Source organism: uncultured Empedobacter sp., from assembly GCF_937930195.1.
Taxonomy (GTDB): domain Bacteria; phylum Bacteroidota; class Bacteroidia; order Flavobacteriales; family Weeksellaceae; genus Empedobacter; species Empedobacter stercoris.
In genome coordinates this window covers 1-20518 of sequence record NZ_CALGVK010000057.1, presented here as the reverse complement: position 1 = coordinate 20518, position 20518 = coordinate 1, and the positions used below count along the sequence as shown (strand labels likewise).

General features: G+C 31.4%; 21 protein-coding genes, 1 tRNA gene and 1 riboswitch. Of the genes, 7 read left to right on the top strand and 15 right to left on the bottom strand.

All coding sequences use genetic code 11. The annotated features are described in order from the left end of the window. A partial coding sequence (locus Q0616_RS03130) for a potassium channel family protein (protein ID WP_298775028.1) occupies positions 1-308 on the top strand: 308 nt, incomplete at its 5' end. Between the two features lie 52 nt (positions 309-360). Here Q0616_RS03130 and Q0616_RS03125 read toward each other — a convergent pair. Both Q0616_RS03125 and Q0616_RS03120 read right to left on the bottom strand, forming a co-directional pair. Beyond that, positions 361-1095 (bottom strand): DUF2911 domain-containing protein, encoded by a 735-nt coding sequence (locus tag Q0616_RS03125; RefSeq protein ID WP_171622281.1) that lies wholly within the window; start codon positions 1093-1095, stop codon positions 361-363. Positions 1096-1100: 5 nt separating this feature from the next. Next, the gene (locus Q0616_RS03120; RefSeq protein ID WP_159155417.1) at positions 1101-1262 is read right to left on the bottom strand and encodes a DUF5522 domain-containing protein; all 162 of its coding nucleotides are present in this window, start codon (positions 1260-1262) and stop codon (positions 1101-1103) included. Between the two features lie 158 nt (positions 1263-1420). Between Q0616_RS03120 and Q0616_RS03115 the strand changes: the two genes are divergently transcribed. Genes Q0616_RS03115 through Q0616_RS03105 form a run of 3 tightly spaced genes read left to right on the top strand, consistent with a single transcriptional unit; the run spans position 1421 to position 3741 of the window. Then, positions 1421-1747 carry a hypothetical protein gene (locus Q0616_RS03115; protein WP_171622282.1) on the top strand — a complete coding sequence of 109 codons (327 nt, stop codon included), beginning with the start codon at positions 1421-1423 and terminating at the stop codon, positions 1745-1747. Then, complete coding sequence (locus Q0616_RS03110; RefSeq protein ID WP_260543464.1) at positions 1748-2665, top strand: 1-aminocyclopropane-1-carboxylate deaminase/D-cysteine desulfhydrase; 918 nt, start codon at positions 1748-1750, stop codon at positions 2663-2665. After that, positions 2662-3741: a glucosaminidase domain-containing protein gene (locus Q0616_RS03105; protein WP_298775014.1), complete on the top strand. Its 1080-nt coding sequence runs from the start codon at positions 2662-2664 to the stop codon at positions 3739-3741. The genes Q0616_RS03110 and Q0616_RS03105 overlap by 4 nt, the downstream gene beginning before the upstream one ends. Positions 3742-3855: 114 nt before the next feature. On the opposite strand, the gene Q0616_RS03100 is transcribed toward Q0616_RS03105, so the two are convergent. The 13 genes from Q0616_RS03100 to Q0616_RS03040 all read right to left on the bottom strand — a co-directional run bounded on the left by Q0616_RS03100 (position 3856) and on the right by Q0616_RS03040 (position 17563). Further along, positions 3856-4812 carry an EamA family transporter gene (locus Q0616_RS03100; RefSeq protein WP_225540071.1) on the bottom strand — a complete coding sequence of 319 codons (957 nt, stop codon included), beginning with the start codon at positions 4810-4812 and terminating at the stop codon, positions 3856-3858. 68 nt (positions 4813-4880) lie between these two features. Continuing rightward, the gene (locus Q0616_RS03095; protein ID WP_225540069.1) at positions 4881-5495 is read right to left on the bottom strand and encodes a deoxynucleoside kinase; all 615 of its coding nucleotides are present in this window, start codon (positions 5493-5495) and stop codon (positions 4881-4883) included. A gap of 210 nt (positions 5496-5705) precedes the next feature. Continuing rightward, the gene (locus Q0616_RS03090) at positions 5706-6488 is read right to left on the bottom strand and encodes a hypothetical protein (protein WP_260543456.1); all 783 of its coding nucleotides are present in this window, start codon (positions 6486-6488) and stop codon (positions 5706-5708) included. Next, the gene (locus tag Q0616_RS03085) at positions 6489-7256 is read right to left on the bottom strand and encodes a TSUP family transporter (protein WP_298775009.1); all 768 of its coding nucleotides are present in this window, start codon (positions 7254-7256) and stop codon (positions 6489-6491) included. Positions 7257-7323: 67 nt separating this feature from the next. Continuing rightward, a tRNA-Arg gene (locus tag Q0616_RS03080) sits at positions 7324-7395 on the bottom strand. A gap of 41 nt (positions 7396-7436) precedes the next feature. Next, positions 7437-8444 (bottom strand): hypothetical protein, encoded by a 1008-nt coding sequence (locus tag Q0616_RS03075; RefSeq protein ID WP_260543452.1) that lies wholly within the window; start codon positions 8442-8444, stop codon positions 7437-7439. Beyond that, complete coding sequence (gene pnuC / locus Q0616_RS03070; protein ID WP_171621637.1) at positions 8437-9024, bottom strand: nicotinamide riboside transporter PnuC; 588 nt, start codon at positions 9022-9024, stop codon at positions 8437-8439. Before pnuC ends, Q0616_RS03075 begins: the two co-directional genes overlap by 8 nt. A gap of 27 nt (positions 9025-9051) precedes the next feature. Beyond that, positions 9052-9157, bottom strand: a riboswitch (TPP riboswitch). Positions 9158-9203: 46 nt separating this feature from the next. Next, positions 9204-9557, bottom strand: a complete 354-nt coding sequence (locus Q0616_RS03065) for an MmcQ/YjbR family DNA-binding protein (protein ID WP_260543450.1) — start codon at positions 9555-9557, stop codon at positions 9204-9206. Positions 9558-9647: 90 nt separating this feature from the next. Further along, the gene (locus Q0616_RS03060; RefSeq protein WP_284583845.1) at positions 9648-11099 is read right to left on the bottom strand and encodes a SusD/RagB family nutrient-binding outer membrane lipoprotein; all 1452 of its coding nucleotides are present in this window, start codon (positions 11097-11099) and stop codon (positions 9648-9650) included. 23 nt (positions 11100-11122) lie between these two features. Continuing rightward, positions 11123-14326 (bottom strand): SusC/RagA family TonB-linked outer membrane protein, encoded by a 3204-nt coding sequence (locus tag Q0616_RS03055; protein ID WP_298775004.1) that lies wholly within the window; start codon positions 14324-14326, stop codon positions 11123-11125. Positions 14327-14570: 244 nt separating this feature from the next. Beyond that, positions 14571-16124, bottom strand: a complete 1554-nt coding sequence (locus Q0616_RS03050) for a calcineurin-like phosphoesterase family protein (protein WP_298775002.1) — start codon at positions 16122-16124, stop codon at positions 14571-14573. A gap of 169 nt (positions 16125-16293) precedes the next feature. Continuing rightward, positions 16294-16875: a DUF5715 family protein gene (locus tag Q0616_RS03045; protein ID WP_188318974.1), complete on the bottom strand. Its 582-nt coding sequence runs from the start codon at positions 16873-16875 to the stop codon at positions 16294-16296. A gap of 43 nt (positions 16876-16918) precedes the next feature. Continuing rightward, positions 16919-17563: a DUF5715 family protein gene (locus tag Q0616_RS03040; RefSeq protein ID WP_298775000.1), complete on the bottom strand. Its 645-nt coding sequence runs from the start codon at positions 17561-17563 to the stop codon at positions 16919-16921. 261 nt (positions 17564-17824) lie between these two features. Between Q0616_RS03040 and Q0616_RS03035 the strand changes: the two genes are divergently transcribed. Genes Q0616_RS03035 through Q0616_RS03025 form a run of 3 tightly spaced genes read left to right on the top strand, consistent with a single transcriptional unit; the run spans position 17825 to position 20481 of the window. Continuing rightward, entirely contained in the window at positions 17825-18700 is an 876-nt protein-coding gene (locus tag Q0616_RS03035) for a carbon-nitrogen hydrolase (protein ID WP_171621644.1), read from the top strand. 8 nt (positions 18701-18708) lie between these two features. Continuing rightward, on the top strand, positions 18709-19413 hold the full coding sequence (blaEBR, locus tag Q0616_RS03030) for an EBR family subclass B1 metallo-beta-lactamase (RefSeq protein WP_286483655.1): 705 nt from the start codon (positions 18709-18711) through the stop codon (positions 19411-19413). A gap of 6 nt (positions 19414-19419) precedes the next feature. Further along, the gene (locus Q0616_RS03025) at positions 19420-20481 is read left to right on the top strand and encodes an agmatine/peptidylarginine deiminase (RefSeq protein ID WP_225541613.1); all 1062 of its coding nucleotides are present in this window, start codon (positions 19420-19422) and stop codon (positions 20479-20481) included. Positions 20482-20518: the final 37 nt, after the last annotated feature.

Here is a 20518-nt window from a genome sequence, read left to right as displayed (position 1 = left end):
GTCATGTTTTGTGGCAAATGGCTCTATCAGTGTCTTTACTTACTTTGTTGCATGGCGCGCAATGTACAATATGGGCAGCTGCTTTTTATTTTAATCCTAATATTGATAATTTATATAGTTTTCAAGAAGCGCTTTATTTTTCATTTATAACATTTACAACAGTAGGTTATGGTGATGTAGTGATTGATAGCGAATGGAAAATATTGGCTGGTTTAGAAGCTATCAATGGAATTATGATGGTTGGTTGGTCGACTGCGTTGATGTTTTCTTATTTGCAAATCATTTTGAAAAAAAATATATCTGAATAAAAAAATCCGTTTCTTCAGTATTAAAGAAACGGATTTACTAATTTAATTTTATTTAATATTTATCTTTTTCTAATTTTTCCTTCAATTCTTTATAATAAGCTGGCGCATTCGGATCTTTTTCTAAAGCTGTATTTACCCATTTTATTGCTTGATTTCGATCTAATTTATTTGAATAATAGAAATTAGCTGAATTATAAAAATCTCTTGCAGATGAATTTTCGTTTAATTGTTCTCCAATCATTTTTAATACCGTATTAATTGTATTTGTTTCTATTTCCAATACAACGTTTACGTTATCCCAAGCCATTACCAAATTTGCAGATTTTTGCGTCACATTTGTAAAACGAATCTCGAACGTTTCGGTTTTATTATTCATGGACTTTGTTGATGGCGCTTTTACTTTCAATGCAACATTAGATTCGTTCCATTCCTTTGGATTTCCCCAGTTTTTAGTGTCTTTGTAAAATATCACATCCCAATCTTCTTTAGTTGGAATTGTATACAACGCATATTCACCAGCGGCCAAATCTTGTCCATTTACCTTAATGGGTTGATCAAATTTAATCACCGTATTTTCGTTTGCACCTGTACGCCAAACTTCTCCGTAAGGAACTAATTTTCCGAAAACCTTTCTTTCATTTACATTTGGTCGATTGTATTCTACTTCAATTTCAGTTAATCCCACTTTTTGTTCAACTTCTGCGTGAGAACTTACCGAAGGAAATTTCATTTGTGCAAAAGCACAACTTCCTATGAATAATGCGAAGACAGTTGATGTTATTTTCATATAAATTATTTTTTATTTTTTATTTTATCTGTTTTTTTGTCGTATCCATACGGGCAATGTTTGCAACCACTTTTACAACAATATCCTCTTTTTTTAAGGTATTGTGCAGTGAAAATTCTAAAACCTTCTGGAGATAAATAATAATCTCCTTCTTCAAACTTCTTCATTTCTAATGCTGTGAAATTACAACTTTTATCAATTATTTTTCATCAATATCATGATGATAATACTTAGTCGATTCCTATAAAGTTACGATTTTTAAAGCTTTTTTTAATCAATATCTCTCAGATTGCTTAATTTTGACACAGAATCGAGTTAGTAAATCATGTTTGTAGTTGTTTTGAATCGTTTATTTCGCAAGAACTTTATTGGAATTACCATTTTTCCGTTTATTTTTTTGAGAGATAAAAAATTAAAGAATGATACTGTTTTAATCAATCATGAAACCATTCATATTATTCAACAACTCGAACTTTTAGTTGTCTTTTTTTATCCTTTTTATTTGATAGAATATATGATTCGATTAGTTCAATACCGTGATCAACACAAAGCGTATCGAAATATTAGTTTTGAGCGTGAAGCGTATGCAAATGATCATAATTTGAATTATTTAAAAGAACGAAAATTTTATAGTTTTCTAAAATATTTGTAAATGATTTGGAACGATTATAAAGCTCAAATACAGCCGATTGATATTACGCATATAACTTCTCAGAAAATTCAACTTTCTATTTTGAGAGAAGATTTAATTCATCCTGAAATTTCTGGAAATAAATACCGAAAACTAAAATATAATTTTATTGAAGCTGAAAAATTGGGTTTCAAAAAATTAGTAACATTTGGAGGTGCTTTTTCTAATCATATAGCAGCGACTGCTGCGGCAGGTAAAATTAATGATTTCGAAACAATAGGCATTATACGAGGAGAAGAGTTAATTGATAAAATTGATGAAAATCCAACCTTACGTTTTGCTGAAAAATGCGGAATGCAGTTGCATTTTATTTCGAGAGAAGAGTATAGGAAAAAAGATGAAATTAAATTTTTAGATGATTTAAATACTAAATATCCAGACGCTTACGTTATTCCAGAAGGAGGTACAAATGAGTTAGCTATAAAAGGTTGCGAAGAAATTTTGTATGCAGATTGTTTCGATTTCGATTATATTGCTTCGGCGATCGGAACTTGTGGAACAATTGCTGGTTTGATTGAAAGTTCTAAATTGCATCAAAAAATAATAGGCTTTCCAAGTTTAAAAGGGAATTTTATTCCAAAAGAGATAGAAAAATTGACAAATAAAACGAATTTTACTATTTTTAACGAATATCATTTTGGCGGATATGGAAAAGTTTCGGATGATTTAATTACTTTTGTAAATGATTTCAAGCGAATTAACCATATTCAATTGGATCCTATTTATACAGGAAAAATGGTTTTTGGTATTTTCGAATTGATTAAAAATCATTATTTTAGTGATAACTCTAAAATTCTTATCGTTCATACAGGCGGACTACAAGGAATAGAAGGGATGAATAAACTTTTAAAAAAGAAGAATAAAAATATTATAGAATGAGAAAATTGTTGTACGTTTTTAGCTTTGTTTTGACCATCTCAACACAAGCCCAAGAAAGTAGAGACATAACTTACATTCGAAAACATGCTATTTTAGCTGTTGAAGAAATGCAACTTTACAAAGTTCCGGCAAGTATAACTTTAGCACAAGGTTTATTAGAAACAGGTGGAGGGCAAAGTAGATTAGCTGAGCAAGCAAATAATCATTTTGGTATAAAATGTAAAGGACCAGCAGAATGGTCGTTGGATAAACCAAGAATTTACCACGATGATGATGCAAAAGGCGAATGTTTCAGAAAGTATCTTTCAGTTGAAGAAAGTTACAGAGATCACTCAGAATTTTTGGCATTAAGACCCTATTATAAGGCTTTATTTAATTTGGATCCAACAGATTTTAAAGCTTGGGCTCATGGATTAAAAAAAGCTGGTTATGCAACAGATTCAAAATATGCGTTTAAATTAATCTCTCGAATAGAAAAATATAATTTAGATCAATTTGATAAGATTTCAGCTGAAGAAGTTTTTGCTAAGTTATACGCTTTATATAACAATCAAGATGATTTGATGTTAGCGAATAACTCTTCTAAACCGAAGAAAAATGAGCCTAAATCAATCAAAGAAGAAGTTATTTTAGCTTCTTACCAACCCAAAGAAAATATTGTAGAAAAGAATGAGCCTATTGTAAATAACAAAACGGTTGTTTATGAAACTCGTCCTCAAAATCCAACAACTCGCATCAAAAATCACAAGAATAACATTCCTTATATTGTTGCACAAGCTGGAGAAACGATAGCGACAATCTCTAAAACGTATAATAAAGTTCCTTCTGATATTGCGAATTTCAATGAAATACAAATGGGATCTAAGTTGAAAGATGGACAAATTGTATTTTTTGGAAAAAAGAAAACAAAAGGTTCTGATTATTCGTACAAAGTACAAGAAGGTGATGATATGTACACGATTTCTCAGCGTTTTGGCGTAAAAGTTAGTAGCTTATATAAACTGAATCGTATGGAGCCAGGTGCGCAACCTAAAGTTGGACAACGAATTAATTTAAAAACTAAAGTTAGAGCATAACTTACCTTATCAAACAAAAAAAGCTTCCTTTTGGAAGCTTTTTTTGTTTGATATATATTCAATACTATCATTTCTTGAAATATATTTTTTGACAACAATCGTTTGTATTATCAATTAACTTTTAGTGAAATTGATGTTCGAGATAATAATTGCAAAAATAATAACGGCAATTCCAGTCCATTGAATGGCTAAAACTTGTTCTTGTAAAACGATGAATGCCATGGTTACAGAAACGGGTAATTCTATAGAAGCAACAATACTTCCTAATCCTAAACCTGTATTTGGAAAACCTTTGTTTAATAAAATAGGAGGTAAAACTGTTCCAAATAAGGATAAAAACAATCCCCATGTATAGAAAATTTTCAGGTTGAGAGGATGAATTCCAGTTTTATCATCAGAAAAATTACGGTATAAACTCATTAAACTCTCTGAATAATAAGGTCCTAATTGGCTAAAAAACACAAATAATGCAACAATTATTCCTCCTCCATACAGCATATACAAACTTTTTTTGTAAGGAGGTAAATAATTCGCCATACTATTTGAAGTAAACATGGTTGTGGTAAATGAACAAGCTGCTAAGAACCCCCAGAATAATCCTTTTGGATTTAATTCTACGTCTTGGTTAATTAAGTTTGTAGCCATTGCGGTACCAATTAATACCAAAATCATAGCGATTAATTTTTTGGCCGAAGGAAATTTTTTAGTCAATATACTTTCCACCAAAATACTCAACCAAACTGTTTGCATCAACAGTACGATTGCAATTGATACATTGATATATTGAACTGATAAATAATAAAATAAACTCGTAAAACCTAACGATGTTCCTGCTAAAATAAGCCGTTTTTTATCTTTCGGTTTTACTTTTGGAATTGAGTTATTTTTATTCGCCATAATCAAATTAATAATCAATAAGGATATAATTCCTAAAACAAATTGTGAAGCTGTAACTTCTGCTGTCGTGTAGCCTTGATCGTAAGCGACTTTTACAAAAGTGGCAAGCATTCCGTAGAAGCTTGCGCCCATAGCGACAAACAAAACTCCCTTCAATAAATTTTTATTTTCCATAATTTTTTTTCACAAAAAAGGCTTGATTTTTTTAATCAAGCCGTGCAAGTTACTATATTTTTCACGAACTAAAAAAGTCCATTAATTTCTCCTTCTATCTTGTTGAAGATGAAACCTAAATCTTCTTTGTTTTCTACAAAATCTAAATGATCTACATCAATAACTAAAACTTTTCCTTCTTTGTAATTCGAAATCCATTTGTCATATTTATCATTCAAACGACTCAAATAATCAATACTAATAGAGTTTTCGTAATCACGGCCACGTTTCTGAATTTGAGCTACCAAAGTCGGAATAGAAGCTTTTAGGTAAATTAATAAATCAGGTGCTTCAACAAAACTTGTCATTAAGTTGAAAACACGCAAATAGTTATTGTAATCTCGTGTAGACAAAAGTCCCATATCATTTAAGTTGCTCGCAAAAATATGCGCATCTTCATAAATAGTACGGTCTTGGATAATATCTTTACCACTTTCTCTAATTTCTTTCACTTGATTGAAACGACTTCCTAAAAAGTAAATTTGCAAATTGAACGCCCATTTTTCCATATCATTGTAAAAATCATCCAAATAAGGATTCATTTCTACATCTTCAAATTGAGCTGTCCAGTTGTATTGTTTTGCTAAAAGATTTGTTAGAGTAGTTTTTCCTGCTCCAATATTTCCTGCGATCGCGATATGCATTTTCCAATTATTTTAACGATTGCAAATATACTAAAGCTTAATTTTCAAAACAAAATCTAAGCTGTTAACTCATAGAAAAATCTTTTATTAGAAAAAAATTATTCCGATTGATTTATGTGTTTTTATTCAAAAGAAATTAAAATTAATCTTTTGATTTGAGGAAACTTACAAGCAGTTGTTTTGATTTAAATTATTGATTATTAGTTGTTTTTATTTTAATATTTCGTAATTTTTTACCCTATTTCCATCAAACGTATAAAAGTTAGTTTCGTTAAAAGCCATACTTTTAATGTTTTTCAATTCTATAAGTGTAGTTGAATTTTGATTGATGATATTTTTCGAAATTAGCATATTGTCTTTTATGTAAAAAATAACATCTTTATAAAAATAGTAAGCGGAATCTTTGATATTTATCTCAAAATTAGATTTAAAATTACCATAATCATCATAGATGTAAATTGTTTGTTGACTTTTTAAGTAAACTAAATTTTTATATACATGAATTTTTTCAATGGATTGATCGTTATTTTTCAAATAAATCTGCTTTGAAATTAGAATAGGTTTCTGCAATTGATAATTAAAATAAACCAATTTATTTCCGATAATATCATAAAACCAACAAAATTGATTGTCAACCACTTTTAATGCAATTGGCATATAATCGGTCGATTTTAATTGAATCATATCTTGAATAGAGTTAAGATTCTCATCCAAAATGGTGATTTGATTAAAATTTGAATAGATATAAGTTCTTAACGGATTTCCTGTGTCAACAGTTGTGATTACATTTTTTAAATCAACAATTTTGTTTTTATTCGACTGAAATATTTTTTCAATTTTCGTATCCGAAATCAAATAGAGCGAATTATTAAGATCGGTATCAATTGTATTTACAGTTTTGTTATTGGTTATAAGCGAATCTTTCAATACAAATTTCTGCGCTAAAACATTTAAACATACCGTAACAAAAATGATGGATAAAATGGACTTCATTTACTTGAAAATTACTTCGTAACCAAATCTACAAATTGAGAGTAGGATTACCAAAATAAATATGTAACGAATGAATTTGTTTCCTTTGTTGATGGCTAATTTTGCTCCAATAAAACCACCTAAAGCATTACAAACAGCCATTGGTATAGCGATTTTCCAAATAATTTGTCCTTTGATTAAAAACAAACAAATCGAACCAAAGTTGGTAGCTAAGTTAATCAGTTTAGCATTAGTATTTGCTTTCAGGAAGTCCATTCCAAGTAATGTCACAAATCCTAAAATAAAAAATGTGCCCGTAGCAGGACCAATAAAACCATCATAAAAACCAACAGAAATACTTACGATACAACCATTTATAATTGCGTTATGATAGGGGATTTTGCGTTCAGTTGCTTGGCCAAAATCTTTTTTGAAAATGGTATAAATAGCTAGAATGATTAAAATGACAAGTAAAACAGGTTTCATGAAATCGTTGTCAATAACCGTCAATAATTGCGAACCTAAAAATGCAGAAATAAAGGCACAAGTTGCCATGATAGCAAAGAGTTTCCAATCTATTTTTACTTTCTTTAAATATTGAGAAGTCGCTAAAGCTGTTCCACTAAATGCAGGAATTTTTAGTGTTCCGATAACCGTAGAAACGGGTAAATTTGGTAAGAAAGCCAGGGATAAAGGTGTTTGGATTAAACCACCTCCACCAACAATAGAGTCGATAAAGCCAGCAAAAAATGCAGCAGTACACAGATAAAATAGAATTTCGATTTCCAAAACTGAAAAATTTTGGCAAAGGTAAAACTTGAAACTTGAATTAGATGTGTTTTGAAATTTTATTTTGTGACCACGATGAGATTCGAACTCATACTGTCAGAACCGGAATCTGATATTCTATCCATTAAATTACGCAGCCTAATAAAATATTGACAAATATAGATAAATAGAGAGATATATTTAAATTACTTGTCTGAAATTTCGATGTTGAGTTGCTGTAAAATAATCTCGAAAAATTTGATTAATTTCTTCATTTGATTTTGAGGCTTTTATACCAAGCTGTGGATAAATTGATATGATATGTTGTGTAATCTGTGCTACGGTCTCAATTCCAAAAGCATGAATTTCAGTGTCTATTTTATCTAAAATAAAAGAATTATTGGCTAATAAATCTTCTATATGTTTAGCATATTCATTAGATTTTGACGTACAGTTTTTTAGAAATTTATCAAAGTTAGAAAGTTGATTTGAAGGTATAATTTCTATACTTTTTTCGATAAAATGTTCCGCCATTCCGATATAATTAACCAATAAAGTTAAATCTGCAAAAATTCTAAATGGCACTTTTTCGACTAAATCATCACTGTAAAAATGATTGTAAATAAAGCTATAATCTTGATGAACGACTTGATTTTTAACCTCGAAACTATGAGAGGAAGTTGCAATCATCCCCATTGATTTCCATGTCGAAATTAATTGTACTTGTGATTTATCTAAAATGAAAGAGATGAATTTTGGCTCATTGTTTTCATCAAGAACTTCTTTTCCTTTCTCTAAAATTTTCGCATTTATCGTAAAATGAGTGAGGTAAGGCGCGCCAGTTGCATAATGCCACAAACCATTTATGATATAATTTTCTCCTATCTTTTCTGCCGTACCTCCCAACATACCACTACCGCCGAAACAAGTTTTTTGAGTAGAAAATAAATCAAATGCAATATTGGGTTGAAGATTTCTTGAGAAATAATTTGCGCCACTACATAAGGTAACAAACCAGCCTAAACTTCCATCAATTTTAGCAACTGATTGAAGAATTTTTAATCCTTCGGAAAAAGGTAACCCAAGTCCGTTGTATTGTTTTGGCACCCAGATATTCAACCAATTCTGATTGTAAATATAATCGAGAACCGTTTGGTTGAACGTTTCTTTATTCAATAATTCTTTTCGAAGTGAATTGATATTATGCATTGTTTTGGTTTAAAATTTTCTTCCAATTAAAATATCCAGAAATGGCAACGCAGAATAAAATCAAGGATAAAACAGCGTATAGGTACAAATCTTTGTGAATCATCAACGGGATAGAAATAATATTACTAATGTTAAGAAGAATCCAATTTTCGAGTTTTCGTTTTGCCATCAACCACATGCCTGCCCATGCAAATGCACTAACCAAAGAATCCCAAATAGGAACATCCGAATCTGTGAAATGCGTTAATACCAAATAAAATATTCCGAAACTACCTAAGACGATTCCTGAAACAATTTTCCATTCTTTTTTATTGGTTTTTGTAATTTCTATTTCGTGAGTTTGTTTTCCGTATTTCCAATACAACCAACCATAAATACTCATTATCAAATAATAAATATTTAACGTAAATTCGGCATATAGCTTCGAATTAAACATGACGAAAAGTGTCAAAATAATCCCAGCAATTCCGAAAAGATAATTTTTAGGATTATTAAATCTCGCCAAAAGGACTTGAAAAATTGAAAAAGTAACACCCAGCCATTCTAACCAAGTAGTTTGTAAAATAATTTCCTTCATCATAATATTTTTGTTGATGAGGAGATAGAAGTTATTGCTAACATCAATCCCTCCGCCAGTATTACCTGGATCAGGTGTAGAACAAAATGTTCTTGGGTATATTCTCAGCCAATTTTTAGCACCCCATTGAATTGCGAAGATGGAAAGATCTGTAGAGATTTCCAAAAGAAAAGGTTAAAAAATTAATCGTTTAATAATTCTGGACGTTTAGATTTTGATAAAGTTAAGATAACTAAATTGTATGAATCTTTTATCCATTGTTTTAGTTGAGTATCTTTTACATCTTGGTTGATTTTTACCGTATTCCAATGTTTTTTGTTCATGTGATATCCTGGATTTACTGCTTCATAAATTGATCTTAATTCTATTGCTTTATCAGGATCACATTTAATATTTACTGAATCAAATTCATCAATATTACACAAACAAAACATTTTACCCGCAATATAGAAAACCAGTGTCGCTTGATCAAAAGGAAATTTTTCTTCTACCAAAGGTAACCCTAAACAAAAATCTCTTAACTCTTCAATGTGCATCGTTTAACAATTTTTAAGTAAGGTACAAATAAAACGAAAACGACCTTGCAAACAAGGTCGTTTTCTATAAAATATGAAATGTAACTGCAATTAGTTGACATCCCACCAAACACGCGTATTGATATCGTCAGCTCCCATTTGTTGAATGGCCTGTTGGTAGCCTTCAGGGTTGTAATTTCTGACACTTGTTGGATAAAGTAAACGTCGAGGCATTTTCTGATCATTCAACATCGTTGAAGTTTTTGGTAGAGTAGGGAATCCTGTACGTTTATATTCAAACCATTGTTGGTAATCAGTAAAGAACAAAGCAAAATATTTTTGTTCGATAATACGTTCTAAAGAATTATTGTATTTTATTTTTTCGTGTTCTAAGAATTCTGTAGTGGGCTCGGAGTTTGTCCACAAAACGACAGCTGCTCTAACAGCATTTTCATAATGTGTTTTTGCATCGCCACCTAATCCTTTTTGAGCAATTTCGGCTTTAATAAATTCTACTTCTGCATAAGTCATCAACGGAATTTTCATAGGTGCAACAACAATTGCATTATTCGGTGATGAAGGATTGAATTTAAAATCTGAACTATTTCCTTCATAAGCAGCAGGAACACCCTTATAACCTAATGAAGAACCATCAAGATTAGAAGCTTTGTTCACTAAAAATGGTAAACGAGGATCGTTTGTTTCGTTCATTTTATCTACAAAAAATTCGGTAAATGTACGACTATCTCTATAATCTTGTTCTCTTGGCCAAGGCGATAAACTTGGTGCTAAACCAGAAATTTGTAGGATAGCAGATTCAGATTCAGTTTCGAAAACTGGATAAGTTGTCGGATTGTCGATCATTTTTTTGATCTCTGTTAATGCAGAAGCGTCACGATTAGAGATTCTTAGCAATAATCTCATTTTTAATGAATTGGTGAATTTTTTCCAACGTGTAATATTGATATTTTTTTCACTGCTTGGGAATAATATATCACTACCATATTTTAATCCCAAATTAGTCACATATAACTGATTTGCTTGTTCTAAATCGTTTATTAATTGGTTGTAAATATCTTCTTGACGATCAAATTTTGGTTTTGTAATTCCTTCTTCTGCTTTTGCAGCTTCAGAAAAAGGAACGTCACCAAACATATCAGTTAAATTAGAAATAACTAATGAACGTAATGTAAGCGCGATTGCCTCGTAATTTACATCTCCTGCTTTTTGAGAAACTTTTAGCATTTCTTCTAAATTCACCAAATTTTTATACGCATTATTCCAAGTAGAATTACCTGTTCCATTGGTTACGTCGTAGCGATGAAGTCCCATTGCATTACTTGGATAAGGAAAATGAACTTGCATTAATTGCGCTGTGATATCGTAGTTTTTTAATACGTTGTTTTCTGCTAAATCATAAATAACAGGATTTAAAACTGAACCAGAATTTATTTCAGTGATTAAGTTAGGATCTTCGTTAGCTTTCTCAAAATCATTTGTACAAGAGAAAGTAGTTGATATAATGGTTAAGGCGAAAAATAGTTTGATTGAAATCTTTTTCATTTTAATAAATTGAATGTTGTAAATTATAACGAAGCTTTTAATGTAATTCCGTACGTTGCAGTTGAAGGCATTTGTCCCATTTCAACTCCAGGAACATATGTACTTCCGTTTAATGATGCTGTTTCAGGGTCGTATAAAGGGAAATCACTAATAGTAAATAAATCGCGGCCATATACAGTTAGAGATAAAGCTTCTAAACCTGTTTTAGATAATAATCGTTTAGGGAAATCGAACGTTAAACTAACATCTCTTAATTTTAAATATGATGCATCGAAAGAATTAGATTCGACGTTTGCTCTTCGGTTATATTCTTTATAATAAGTCGCTACATCAGTTTTTGTTGTATTCTGAGAATAAGTTCCATCAGGGTTTAAAACTACTCCATCACCAATGATAAAACCATCTTCTCGACCAGGTAAAGAATCAGCTAATTTTCCTTGTTCCATCATTTTGTGATATGTTTGAGAATAAACAATTCCACCATATTGACCATCTAAAGTAAAACTGAATCGGAATGTTTTAAATTTGATTTCGTTTGTGAATCCTGCTCTCCATTTTGGTGTAGCGTCACCAACATATTCATTCAGTCCATTTTTGATTGGAACACCAGTTTTTGCATCATAGATAATTTGTCCAGCTTCATTGCGAACAAATTTTTCTCCATACAAAGCAGTAGAAGAACCTCCGACTTTCGCAATTTGATAAACCGTTCCTGATTGTCCTAAAATCATTTGATCATCCTCAATTCCTTCTACCAAAGATTTTACTGTGTTTTCATTTTTAGTCCAAGTTCCAGTCATTTTCCAGCTGAAATCATTTGTTTTAATTGGTGTATATGAAGCAGCTAACTCAATTCCTCGGTTTTCAATTTCACCACCATTTACAACTCTTTTCGAGTATCCAGTTGTGATATCATTTGGTAATTCGAAGATTTGATTTTTTGTACTTTGTTGGTAAAGTGTAAAATCTATACTTAATCTTTTCTTGAATAATAATGCTTCAAAACCAGTTTCCCAAGATGTAGTAGATTCTGGTTTGATATCTGGATTGAATAATCTGCCTGGAACAACTGCAGATCCAGCAAAATCGCTTTGACTATAATATCTACTTGTCCATCCTGTTGTACCTCCGTTACCAACTTTCGCAAATGATAATCGATATTTTAAATAGTTGACAGGTCCTTTTATTTTGAATAGATCTGATAAAATAAAACTTGATGAAACAGAAGGGTAAAAGAAAGAACTGTATTTTAACGCTACAGAAGAGTTCCAATCATTACGACCTGTGATATCGACAAATATCATGTCTTTCCAGCCAAAAGATGCCATACCATATAATGAATTTTCTTTTAAATTTGAATCATACGTTCTTGCAAAAGGAGAAGTTAAGCCATTTGCGAGTTTGTACACTCCAGGCGATGCTAATCCATCAACCCATGCGGTTAAATTTCTGTATTCATAATTTTTTCTATTACCTCCAATATTCGCACTGAAACCGAAATCACCCCACTTATCTGTATAATTCATTAAGAAATCGATATTTGTTTCTGTCTTAGAAATATCTTGTCTTTTGTAATATCCATTTGGTGTACGATTCATATCAAACGGACGTTTTTGTTCGCGCAATTGTGTATAGGTATTAATGGCAGGACGTAACATTAAACTTAACTTGTTACTCAACTTGAAATCAGCTCTAATATTTCCGACAAGTTGATTGCTACTCATAGGATTAACCGCTTCGTAAGCAATTGCGTAAGGATTATCCATATACGAACTAAAAGGACGAATTATTTTTACACCATCATAATTATTTTTCCAAATTGGTTTGTACCAATTCAAATCTACGTTTGGATTTTGAAAAATCATGAAATATGCAATCGAACCATTGTTGTAACCCGTTCCTGGTAAGTTGTCACTCGTTTTACGAGTATAGTTTAATGCAGTCGATACTTTGATGCGATCACTTACTTGATAATTACCATTTATTGCAGCAGTGTAGTTTTCGTAGCCTGTATTTGGCATAATCCAACTATTTTTTTGATGTCCAATAGAAGCTCTAATACTTCCTTTGTCATCACCACCCGAAAGAGTTACAGCATTGCTAAACGTAAAACCTGTTTCCCAAAAACTTTTTCTGTTGTCTTTGTATGGACGCCACAGCGTTCGTTCAAGGCCTTGTTTTTCTAAATTTGGATCGTATTGATAGAAATATTGACCATCAAATTTTGGTCCAAAAGCAGATGATGTACTTCCTGTGTTTGGTCCATCCTCAGAAGCTTGGTACGAGTAATATGGATTACCATTTTTGTCAAAACTTTTTCCCGCTCCTTGTCCATATTCGTATTGAAAATCTGGCCAATTATTTATAACATCTATTGCAACAGTTGATTTATATTCTAAGCCTAATTTTTTTCCTTTTTTACCAGATTTAGTTGTGATGATTAAAGCTCCATTTGCAGCTTTGTTTCCATATAAGGCAGCAGCGGCAGGTCCTTTTAAAACGGTTACACTTTCGATGTCAGATTGGTTAATATCAGAAATTCCATTTCCAAAATCAATCGGAGAATCATCACCCATATAAGCAGTGCTATTTCCAGATGATGTCATTTCAGTACTCATCGGAACGCCATCAATTACTATTAATGCATAGTTTTTTGATTGATCAATAGAGTTTGCTCCACGTAAAATTATTTGTTGTGAATTAATTGGTCCATTACCACCCGAAATAATATTTAGACCAGCAACTTTTCCTTTTAATCCAGAAGACCAGTTATTTGCTTCCGCGGTAGCAAGTTCCTCCGAACCTATATTTTGTTGCGCAAATCCTAATTTTTTTTGTTCACGTTTTATTCCCAAAGCCGTTACAATAACCTCATTCAATTGATTGGCTTCTTCTTGTAAAGTTACTTTTACTTGAGAACTATCTTTTGGCGAATATTCGACATATTTGTGTTGAGAAGAATTAATGATTAAAGTTGGCTGTGCAACATTTGTCGCTAAAAATTCAAAAAAACCATTTTCATCTGTAAATGTTTTGTATGAAGTTCCTTTGATGATTATCTCTACATCAGCTAAACCAAACCCATTTTGATCAACGATTTGACCTTTTATTGGATTTTGATAGTGCGAAATAGATAGATGAGAAATTGTATTATCGTAAGTTTTAGCATTGGCGTGTAAACTTAAAAATCCACCAAGTAGGAGTAGTGGTAATTTTAATTGCTTCATATCTATGGAAATAAATTGTTTATGTGTTAAAAATTTTAACAAAACTAATTCATCTATTTGTGAAGTTGTTTAACTTAGGATTAAGAGATTTTTAAGTTAACATTACTAAAATAGAGGGTTTGAAGATGTTTTTACATTGAAGTAAAGGTTTGTTGATTTTAATTTAACGTAAATAAATTTCATGTTTTTTATCAAAAAAAAGCCACTCCAAACGAAGCGGCTTATCAAGATATCTAAAGACTTGTTATTTAATTACTTCAAAAGAAGATTTTTCTATGAATGTGTTTCCGTATAAATCTGTTGCACGAACTTCTATTTGATGTGTGCCAACTTGTAATTTATTAGGTAAACGAACCGACCAAATATGTGTTGAAATTTCTGGAGCAGAAGGTCTATTTCCTATATTAGTAATTTCGGCCTTATCAATTCTTACAATTGTTTCCATGTAATTATAATCAACCGTCGGATCCCACTTCATTTTTTTCCATTCACCATTATTCACTCTATATTCAACCGTATTCGATTCGTGTCCCATAAAAAAGTTAGCATAAAGAAACGCACGCTTACGCTTTCCTTCTTTTACTTTTTGGGTATGATACAAATCTATTTGACGCTCTTTTTTATCATTTGCTACCTTATAGTCAAATTTATATTGATTGCCATCTACATGTAAAAATGCATAACCTTTTGGCGTTCCATCTCGCATAGTAGAAGTCGGCACTCCTTTTGCATCTTTTGGACCAGAATACCAATCGCCCGAAGTAGTTCCAACATTATATTCATGATGAGGTTTTTCTTGTTGCCAACCATCATTATTTGCATAATAAATTTGCTCTTGATAGTGCGTATGTGCTGACATTGAAACCGTATTTGGGTATTCTTTCAACAAGCCGAATAATTGATTTCTATCCTCAGGACGTATATTTCGTAAAGGAATATGAAAGGCTAAAACGATTAAGTGATCTTTTGGAACAAATTTTAAATCATTTTTGATAAATTCTAATTGATCAGGACGAAATCCTCCCCAATAACTTTTTCCATCACGAGGATCTGGATACAAAATATCATCTAACACTATAAAATGCGCTTTACCTATCGTATAAGAATAGTTGTTTGGGCCAAAATTTTTCTCATATGTTTCATCAGAATATCGATCTTCTTTTGCATCATAATTCATGTCATGGTTTCCCATTACATTGTACCATGGCAAACCAACTTTCGATACAGCCTTGATATAAGGTGGATGAAGATCTAAATCATCGCCTACTAAATCCCCCAACGAAATCCCAAATTCCATTCCTTTGATTTCTTTTACATCATCAATAATTCCTTTCGAAAAATACTCGATTTCTTCTTGTGTGTAAGCTTGTGGATCTCCAAATATGACAGCCGAAAATTTATCGTTTTCTTGTGTCGGGATTAATGCGAAATCTATGCTTTTTGGCGTTTTACCAGTTGGTGCAGATCCTGCAAATTCTAATTGAGGCGAACCGTTTGGTTTGTTAATATAAAAAAATTGAGGTTGGTTAAATTCGTTTGTCGGAACTTTATAATTGTTAGGTTTTACAACAAATAAAATGGTTTCGTCATCTATTTCAATGTTGTATTCTCCCTTTTCATTTGTCGAAACAACCTGTTTTCCGTTACTAACTTGAACGTTAGCTAAGCGTTTTTCAGATTTATCAAATTTATTGTTTTGATTTTTATCTTCGTAAACGATTCCTTTTGCAATTTGTTGGGCGTGAACAGAAGTGAATAATCCTCCTAAAAATACCAGCGATAAAACTATTTTTTTCATGATGTGAATTTGTTTTGTAATGCTGCAAAATTCAGTATTTATTAGTCGTTTTGGATTAACACAATAATAAGTAAAGATTAAATTATGGTAAAAAAATAAGTTGTAGTTAAAATCTTTATATAGGGAATTATGAAGGTTGTGAATAATTAAAATAAAAAATCGTTCAGAATTAATAATTCCGAACGATAATATGATAACATTTAATTTTAGATTCTTTGACGTAATATATTTTACCTAATTTGACATAGGTTTTAAGGATTTGTTCTAATTCTTTTTCAAGTTTAGCGTTTGAACTTATTTTATGATTAAATCTAACATAAGAAATGTCAAAAGCTGCACCAAAATTATGCGAACTGTCGTTGGATGATGCGTTTTTATTGATTCCTCTCAATCGATTTTGATCATGTAAAGTTCTTGTCATCGAAGTAACTACAAAAAAATTTTGTCCAGTTGTCTTTACAAAATCTCTTGCAATACTGCTCAAAATATCTCGACCTTTTGGAACAAGATAGGAATGACTATGCGTTAAATCGCCTACACGCCAGCCATAACCACGTTGTTTTATTTTGACTAATTTACCTTGGTTGATATATTTATTTAACATCTTATCTCCATCTATTAAGTCAAGTTTATGAGATTTTGCTGCATTCAGATGTTGAACATATTCTTTTGAAGGTTCTATGACTACTCGCTTTTGAGCATAACCAATAAAAGAATAGGAAACAAAAAACGCTATTAAAAATTGTTTCATGATTTTATCCTCTCTTGCAAAAATAGAAAAGAACTTTAATAAATTACATGGTTGTCGATTTAAATTGTTCTGGATTTCGAACGGTTACATGAAAACAACGTTGTCTATACTCTTTTATGTAGTAAATTTTTCCTTCATCTTGCAATTGTTTTAGAATAGCTTCTAAGTTGTCGCGATGTGTTTTACTGTACGTATATTTATTATTGAATTTTGTATAAGATAAATCGAACGATGCACCATAATTGTGTGTGCTTTCTCCTTTTGCAGCATTGCTATTAACTCGTCTCAAACTTGCTTGACTTTCCTCTGATCGAGTGAGAGAAGTTACCGCAATAGTTGCATTGTTTTCATCCAAAAATTTTGAAGCTATTTTTTCTAAAATAGTTTTTGCTTTAGTATTTAAAAAAGCTTTGCTATTAGTTAATTTTTCGATTGTGTAACCATTTCCTTCTTCAGGAATTGCAACTAATTTTTTTGTACTCACTAATTCATCAATATCACTAAAACTCTTTACAAGCGGAACATTGAAGGACTCGGCAGCGATTAAATGATCGCTATAGGTCACTTTTTTTGTTGTGATAGAAGTAGTTGAAGACGCAGTGTTTTCTGCTAATAAATAACTTTCTTGACTTTGAGCAGATAGGTAAATTCCGCTAAAAAGGCAAGAAAGAGCAATTAATTTTTTCATTTTTTAAATTTATTACGTCACAAAATTAAAAGTTACAGTTTAATAAAGACTTGTTAAAAATTATAATGTTTAGGTAAATTTTCTTTAAAATTATCTTAAATAAGTTCTCTAATTGGCATTATTAGATAAGTTTAGAGGAAATTGATGTATTTCTCTTTCTACATATAATATCCTTAAAAATGAAGACAAATACATGATATCCTACTTATTTCCTTATTTTTGTACTTATTATTCATTTTTATTTTTAGACCTATTTATCAAATGGCAAAAGTTAAAGTTGGAATGGTACAAATGACTTGTACTAATAACAAACAAGAAAATTTAAACAAAGCAATCGAACAAGTAAAAGTTGCAGCAGCTAAAGGCGCTCAAATTGTATGTTTGCAAGAATTGTTTACCTCATTATATTTTTGTGATGTCGAAGATTATGATAACTTCGATTTAGCAGAAACGATTCCTGGTCCATCAACAGATGCGTTATCAGTAGTAGCAAAAGAATTAGGCGTGGTAATTATTGCTTCTTTATTCGAGAAACGTGCACAAGGTTTATACCACAACACCACTGCAATTTTAGATGCTGATGGCGAATATTTAGGAAAATACCGCAAAATGCATATTCCAGATGATCCAGCCTTTTATGAAAAATTTTACTTTACTCCAGGTGATTTAGGTTACAAAGTTTTTGAGACTAAATTTGGTAAAATTGGTGTTTTAATTTGTTGGGATCAATGGTATCCAGAAGCAGCTCGTATAACAGCTCTTAAAGGTGCCGAAATTTTATTTTATCCAACAGCAATTGGTTGGGCAACTGATCAGGATGAAGAAACAAACGTAGATCAATACAACGCTTGGCAAACTATTCAGCGTTCACATGCTGTAGCAAATGGTGTTCCTGTTATTTCGGTAAATCGTGTTGGTTTCGAGCAAGATGGTGCAATGAAATTCTGGGGAGGATCTTTCGCAACAAACGCTCAAGGGAAATTGTTGTATTTGGCATCTCACGAAAATGAAGAAACAGAAGTGGTCGAATTAGATTTGAACGAATCTGACTTTTTCCGCAAACATTGGCCTTTTTTAAGAGATCGTCGTATCGATTCATATCAGCCAATTACAAAACGTTTTTTAGACGAAGATTAAGATAATTCATGAAAAAAGTATTTTCTCTTGTCACATTGATTGGAACGTTTGCATTTGGTCAAATAAAACCAATTCAAATAGATTCTATTAATTCTCATCTTTACGTTTATCAAACGTTTAATTCATTTCAAGGCATTGATTATAATGCGAATGGAATGTTTTTGATCACTGATAAAGGAATTGTTTTGTTTGACGTACCTTGGCAAAAATCTCAGTATCAAACAATGAATGATCTTGTATTAGAGAAATATCATTTACCAGTTATTGCTGTTTTTGTCACACATTCACACGAAGATAGAGCAGGAGATTTGAGCTTTTATAATGATTTGAATATCCCAACATACGCTTCATCTTTCACTAATTCTATTTTAAAAAAGGAAGGTAAAGCAACTTCGAAATTTGAAATAGAATTAGGTAAAACCTATAGATTTGGTAAAGAAAAATTTGTCATCGAATATTTTGGACAAGGTCATACAGCAGATAATCTTGTGGTTTGGTTTCCGAAATATAAGGTTTTGAATGGAGGTTGTTTGATCAAAGGAGCAGATGCAAAAAATTTAGGTTATATTGGTGAAGCTAATGTTACTGAATGGCCAAAAACAGTTCAGAAATTAGTAACGAAACACCCAAAAATTAATCAAGTTATTCCAGGTCATGATAATTGGAAAGCAAATGGGCATATAGAAAATACGTTTAAACTTTTAGAAAAATAACAAAAATTGAACACTATAGATACAACTCAATTTCCTAAAGATTTAGGATATCGTTTTCCTGCTGAATGGGAAGAACATGAAGCAACTTGGTTATCTTGGCCGCATAAAGAAGAATCTTGGCCAGATAGAATTCATTTGATTTATCCTGCATATGCTGAATTTATCGCCGAGCTAACAAAAGGTGAAAAAGTTCGTATCAATGTAAAAGATGAAGAAATGAAAACATTTGCTTTGTCTTTTATCGAAAAAACAAATGCAGATTTAGCACAAATTGAATTTTATTTTAACGAAACAAATGATGCATGGTGTCGAGATCATGGCCCTGCTTTCTTGTTGAATAGAAATAATACAGATCACCCAAAAGTAATTGTAGATTGGGGATTTAATGCTTGGGGAGGAAAATATCCACCATTTGATAATGATGATGTCGTACCTACAAAAATTGGAGCAACTTTCAATCTACCTGTTTTTCATCCAGGAATTATTATGGAAGGTGGAGCGGTTGAGTTTAATGGAAAAGAGACATTGATGACATCAAAATCTTGTTTATTAAATAAAAATCGTAACCCAACGTATAATCAAGAACAAATTGAAGAGTTCTTACGTAATTATTACGGAGTTTCGCAAATCCTTTGGGTTGAAGACGGTATTGTTGGTGATGATACAGATGGACATATTGATGATACCATTCGTTTTGTAAACGAAGATACTGTTTTGGCAGTTGTTGAGACAGATGAAACGGATGATAATTACGAATTATTACAAGTAAATCTTCGTCAATTACAAGAAATGAAATTAGCAGACGGTCGTCCTTTAAATATTATCGAAATTCCTATGCCAGATGCTGTTTATTGCGAAGGTGAGCGTTTACCTGCTTCGTATGCAAATTTCTATATTGCAAATAAATCGGTTATTGTACCAACCTATCGTTGTGCAAAGGATGCAATTGCATTAGACATTATTCAGAAATGTTTTCCAAATCGTCAAGTTGTAGGAATTGATTCTACAGATATTATTTGGGGATTAGGATCTTTTCATTGTTTGAGTCAACAAGAACCTAAAGTTTAAAAGAATAAATTTTAGAATAAACTATAAAGCTGAGTTT

Excerpts from the sequence above, each read along its gene's own strand:
- Q0616_RS03125 (WP_171622281.1), bottom strand. The coding sequence starts at position 1,095 with ATGAAAATAACATCAACTGTCTTCGCATTATTCATAGGAAGTTGTGCT.
- Q0616_RS03120 (WP_159155417.1), bottom strand. The coding sequence starts at position 1,262 with ATGAAGAAGTTTGAAGAAGGAGATTATTATTTATCTCCAGAAGGTTTT.
- Q0616_RS03115 (WP_171622282.1), top strand. The coding sequence starts at position 1,421 with ATGTTTGTAGTTGTTTTGAATCGTTTATTTCGCAAGAACTTTATTGGA.
- Q0616_RS03110 (WP_260543464.1), top strand. The coding sequence starts at position 1,748 with ATGATTTGGAACGATTATAAAGCTCAAATACAGCCGATTGATATTACG.
- Q0616_RS03105 (WP_298775014.1), top strand. The coding sequence starts at position 2,662 with ATGAGAAAATTGTTGTACGTTTTTAGCTTTGTTTTGACCATCTCAACA.
- Q0616_RS03100 (WP_225540071.1), bottom strand. The coding sequence starts at position 4,812 with ATGGAAAATAAAAATTTATTGAAGGGAGTTTTGTTTGTCGCTATGGGC.
- Q0616_RS03095 (WP_225540069.1), bottom strand. The coding sequence starts at position 5,495 with ATGCATATCGCGATCGCAGGAAATATTGGAGCAGGAAAAACTACTCTA.
- Q0616_RS03090 (WP_260543456.1), bottom strand. The coding sequence starts at position 6,488 with ATGAAGTCCATTTTATCCATCATTTTTGTTACGGTATGTTTAAATGTT.
- Q0616_RS03075 (WP_260543452.1), bottom strand. The coding sequence starts at position 8,444 with ATGCATAATATCAATTCACTTCGAAAAGAATTATTGAATAAAGAAACG.
- pnuC (WP_171621637.1), bottom strand. The coding sequence starts at position 9,024 with ATGATGAAGGAAATTATTTTACAAACTACTTGGTTAGAATGGCTGGGT.
- Q0616_RS03065 (WP_260543450.1), bottom strand. The coding sequence starts at position 9,557 with ATGCACATTGAAGAGTTAAGAGATTTTTGTTTAGGGTTACCTTTGGTA.
- Q0616_RS03060 (WP_284583845.1), bottom strand. The coding sequence starts at position 11,099 with ATGAAAAAGATTTCAATCAAACTATTTTTCGCCTTAACCATTATATCA.
- Q0616_RS03055 (WP_298775004.1), bottom strand. The coding sequence starts at position 14,326 with ATGAAGCAATTAAAATTACCACTACTCCTACTTGGTGGATTTTTAAGT.
- Q0616_RS03050 (WP_298775002.1), bottom strand. The coding sequence starts at position 16,124 with ATGAAAAAAATAGTTTTATCGCTGGTATTTTTAGGAGGATTATTCACT.
- Q0616_RS03045 (WP_188318974.1), bottom strand. The coding sequence starts at position 16,875 with ATGAAACAATTTTTAATAGCGTTTTTTGTTTCCTATTCTTTTATTGGT.
- Q0616_RS03040 (WP_298775000.1), bottom strand. The coding sequence starts at position 17,563 with ATGAAAAAATTAATTGCTCTTTCTTGCCTTTTTAGCGGAATTTACCTA.
- Q0616_RS03035 (WP_171621644.1), top strand. The coding sequence starts at position 17,825 with ATGGCAAAAGTTAAAGTTGGAATGGTACAAATGACTTGTACTAATAAC.
- blaEBR (WP_286483655.1), top strand. The coding sequence starts at position 18,709 with ATGAAAAAAGTATTTTCTCTTGTCACATTGATTGGAACGTTTGCATTT.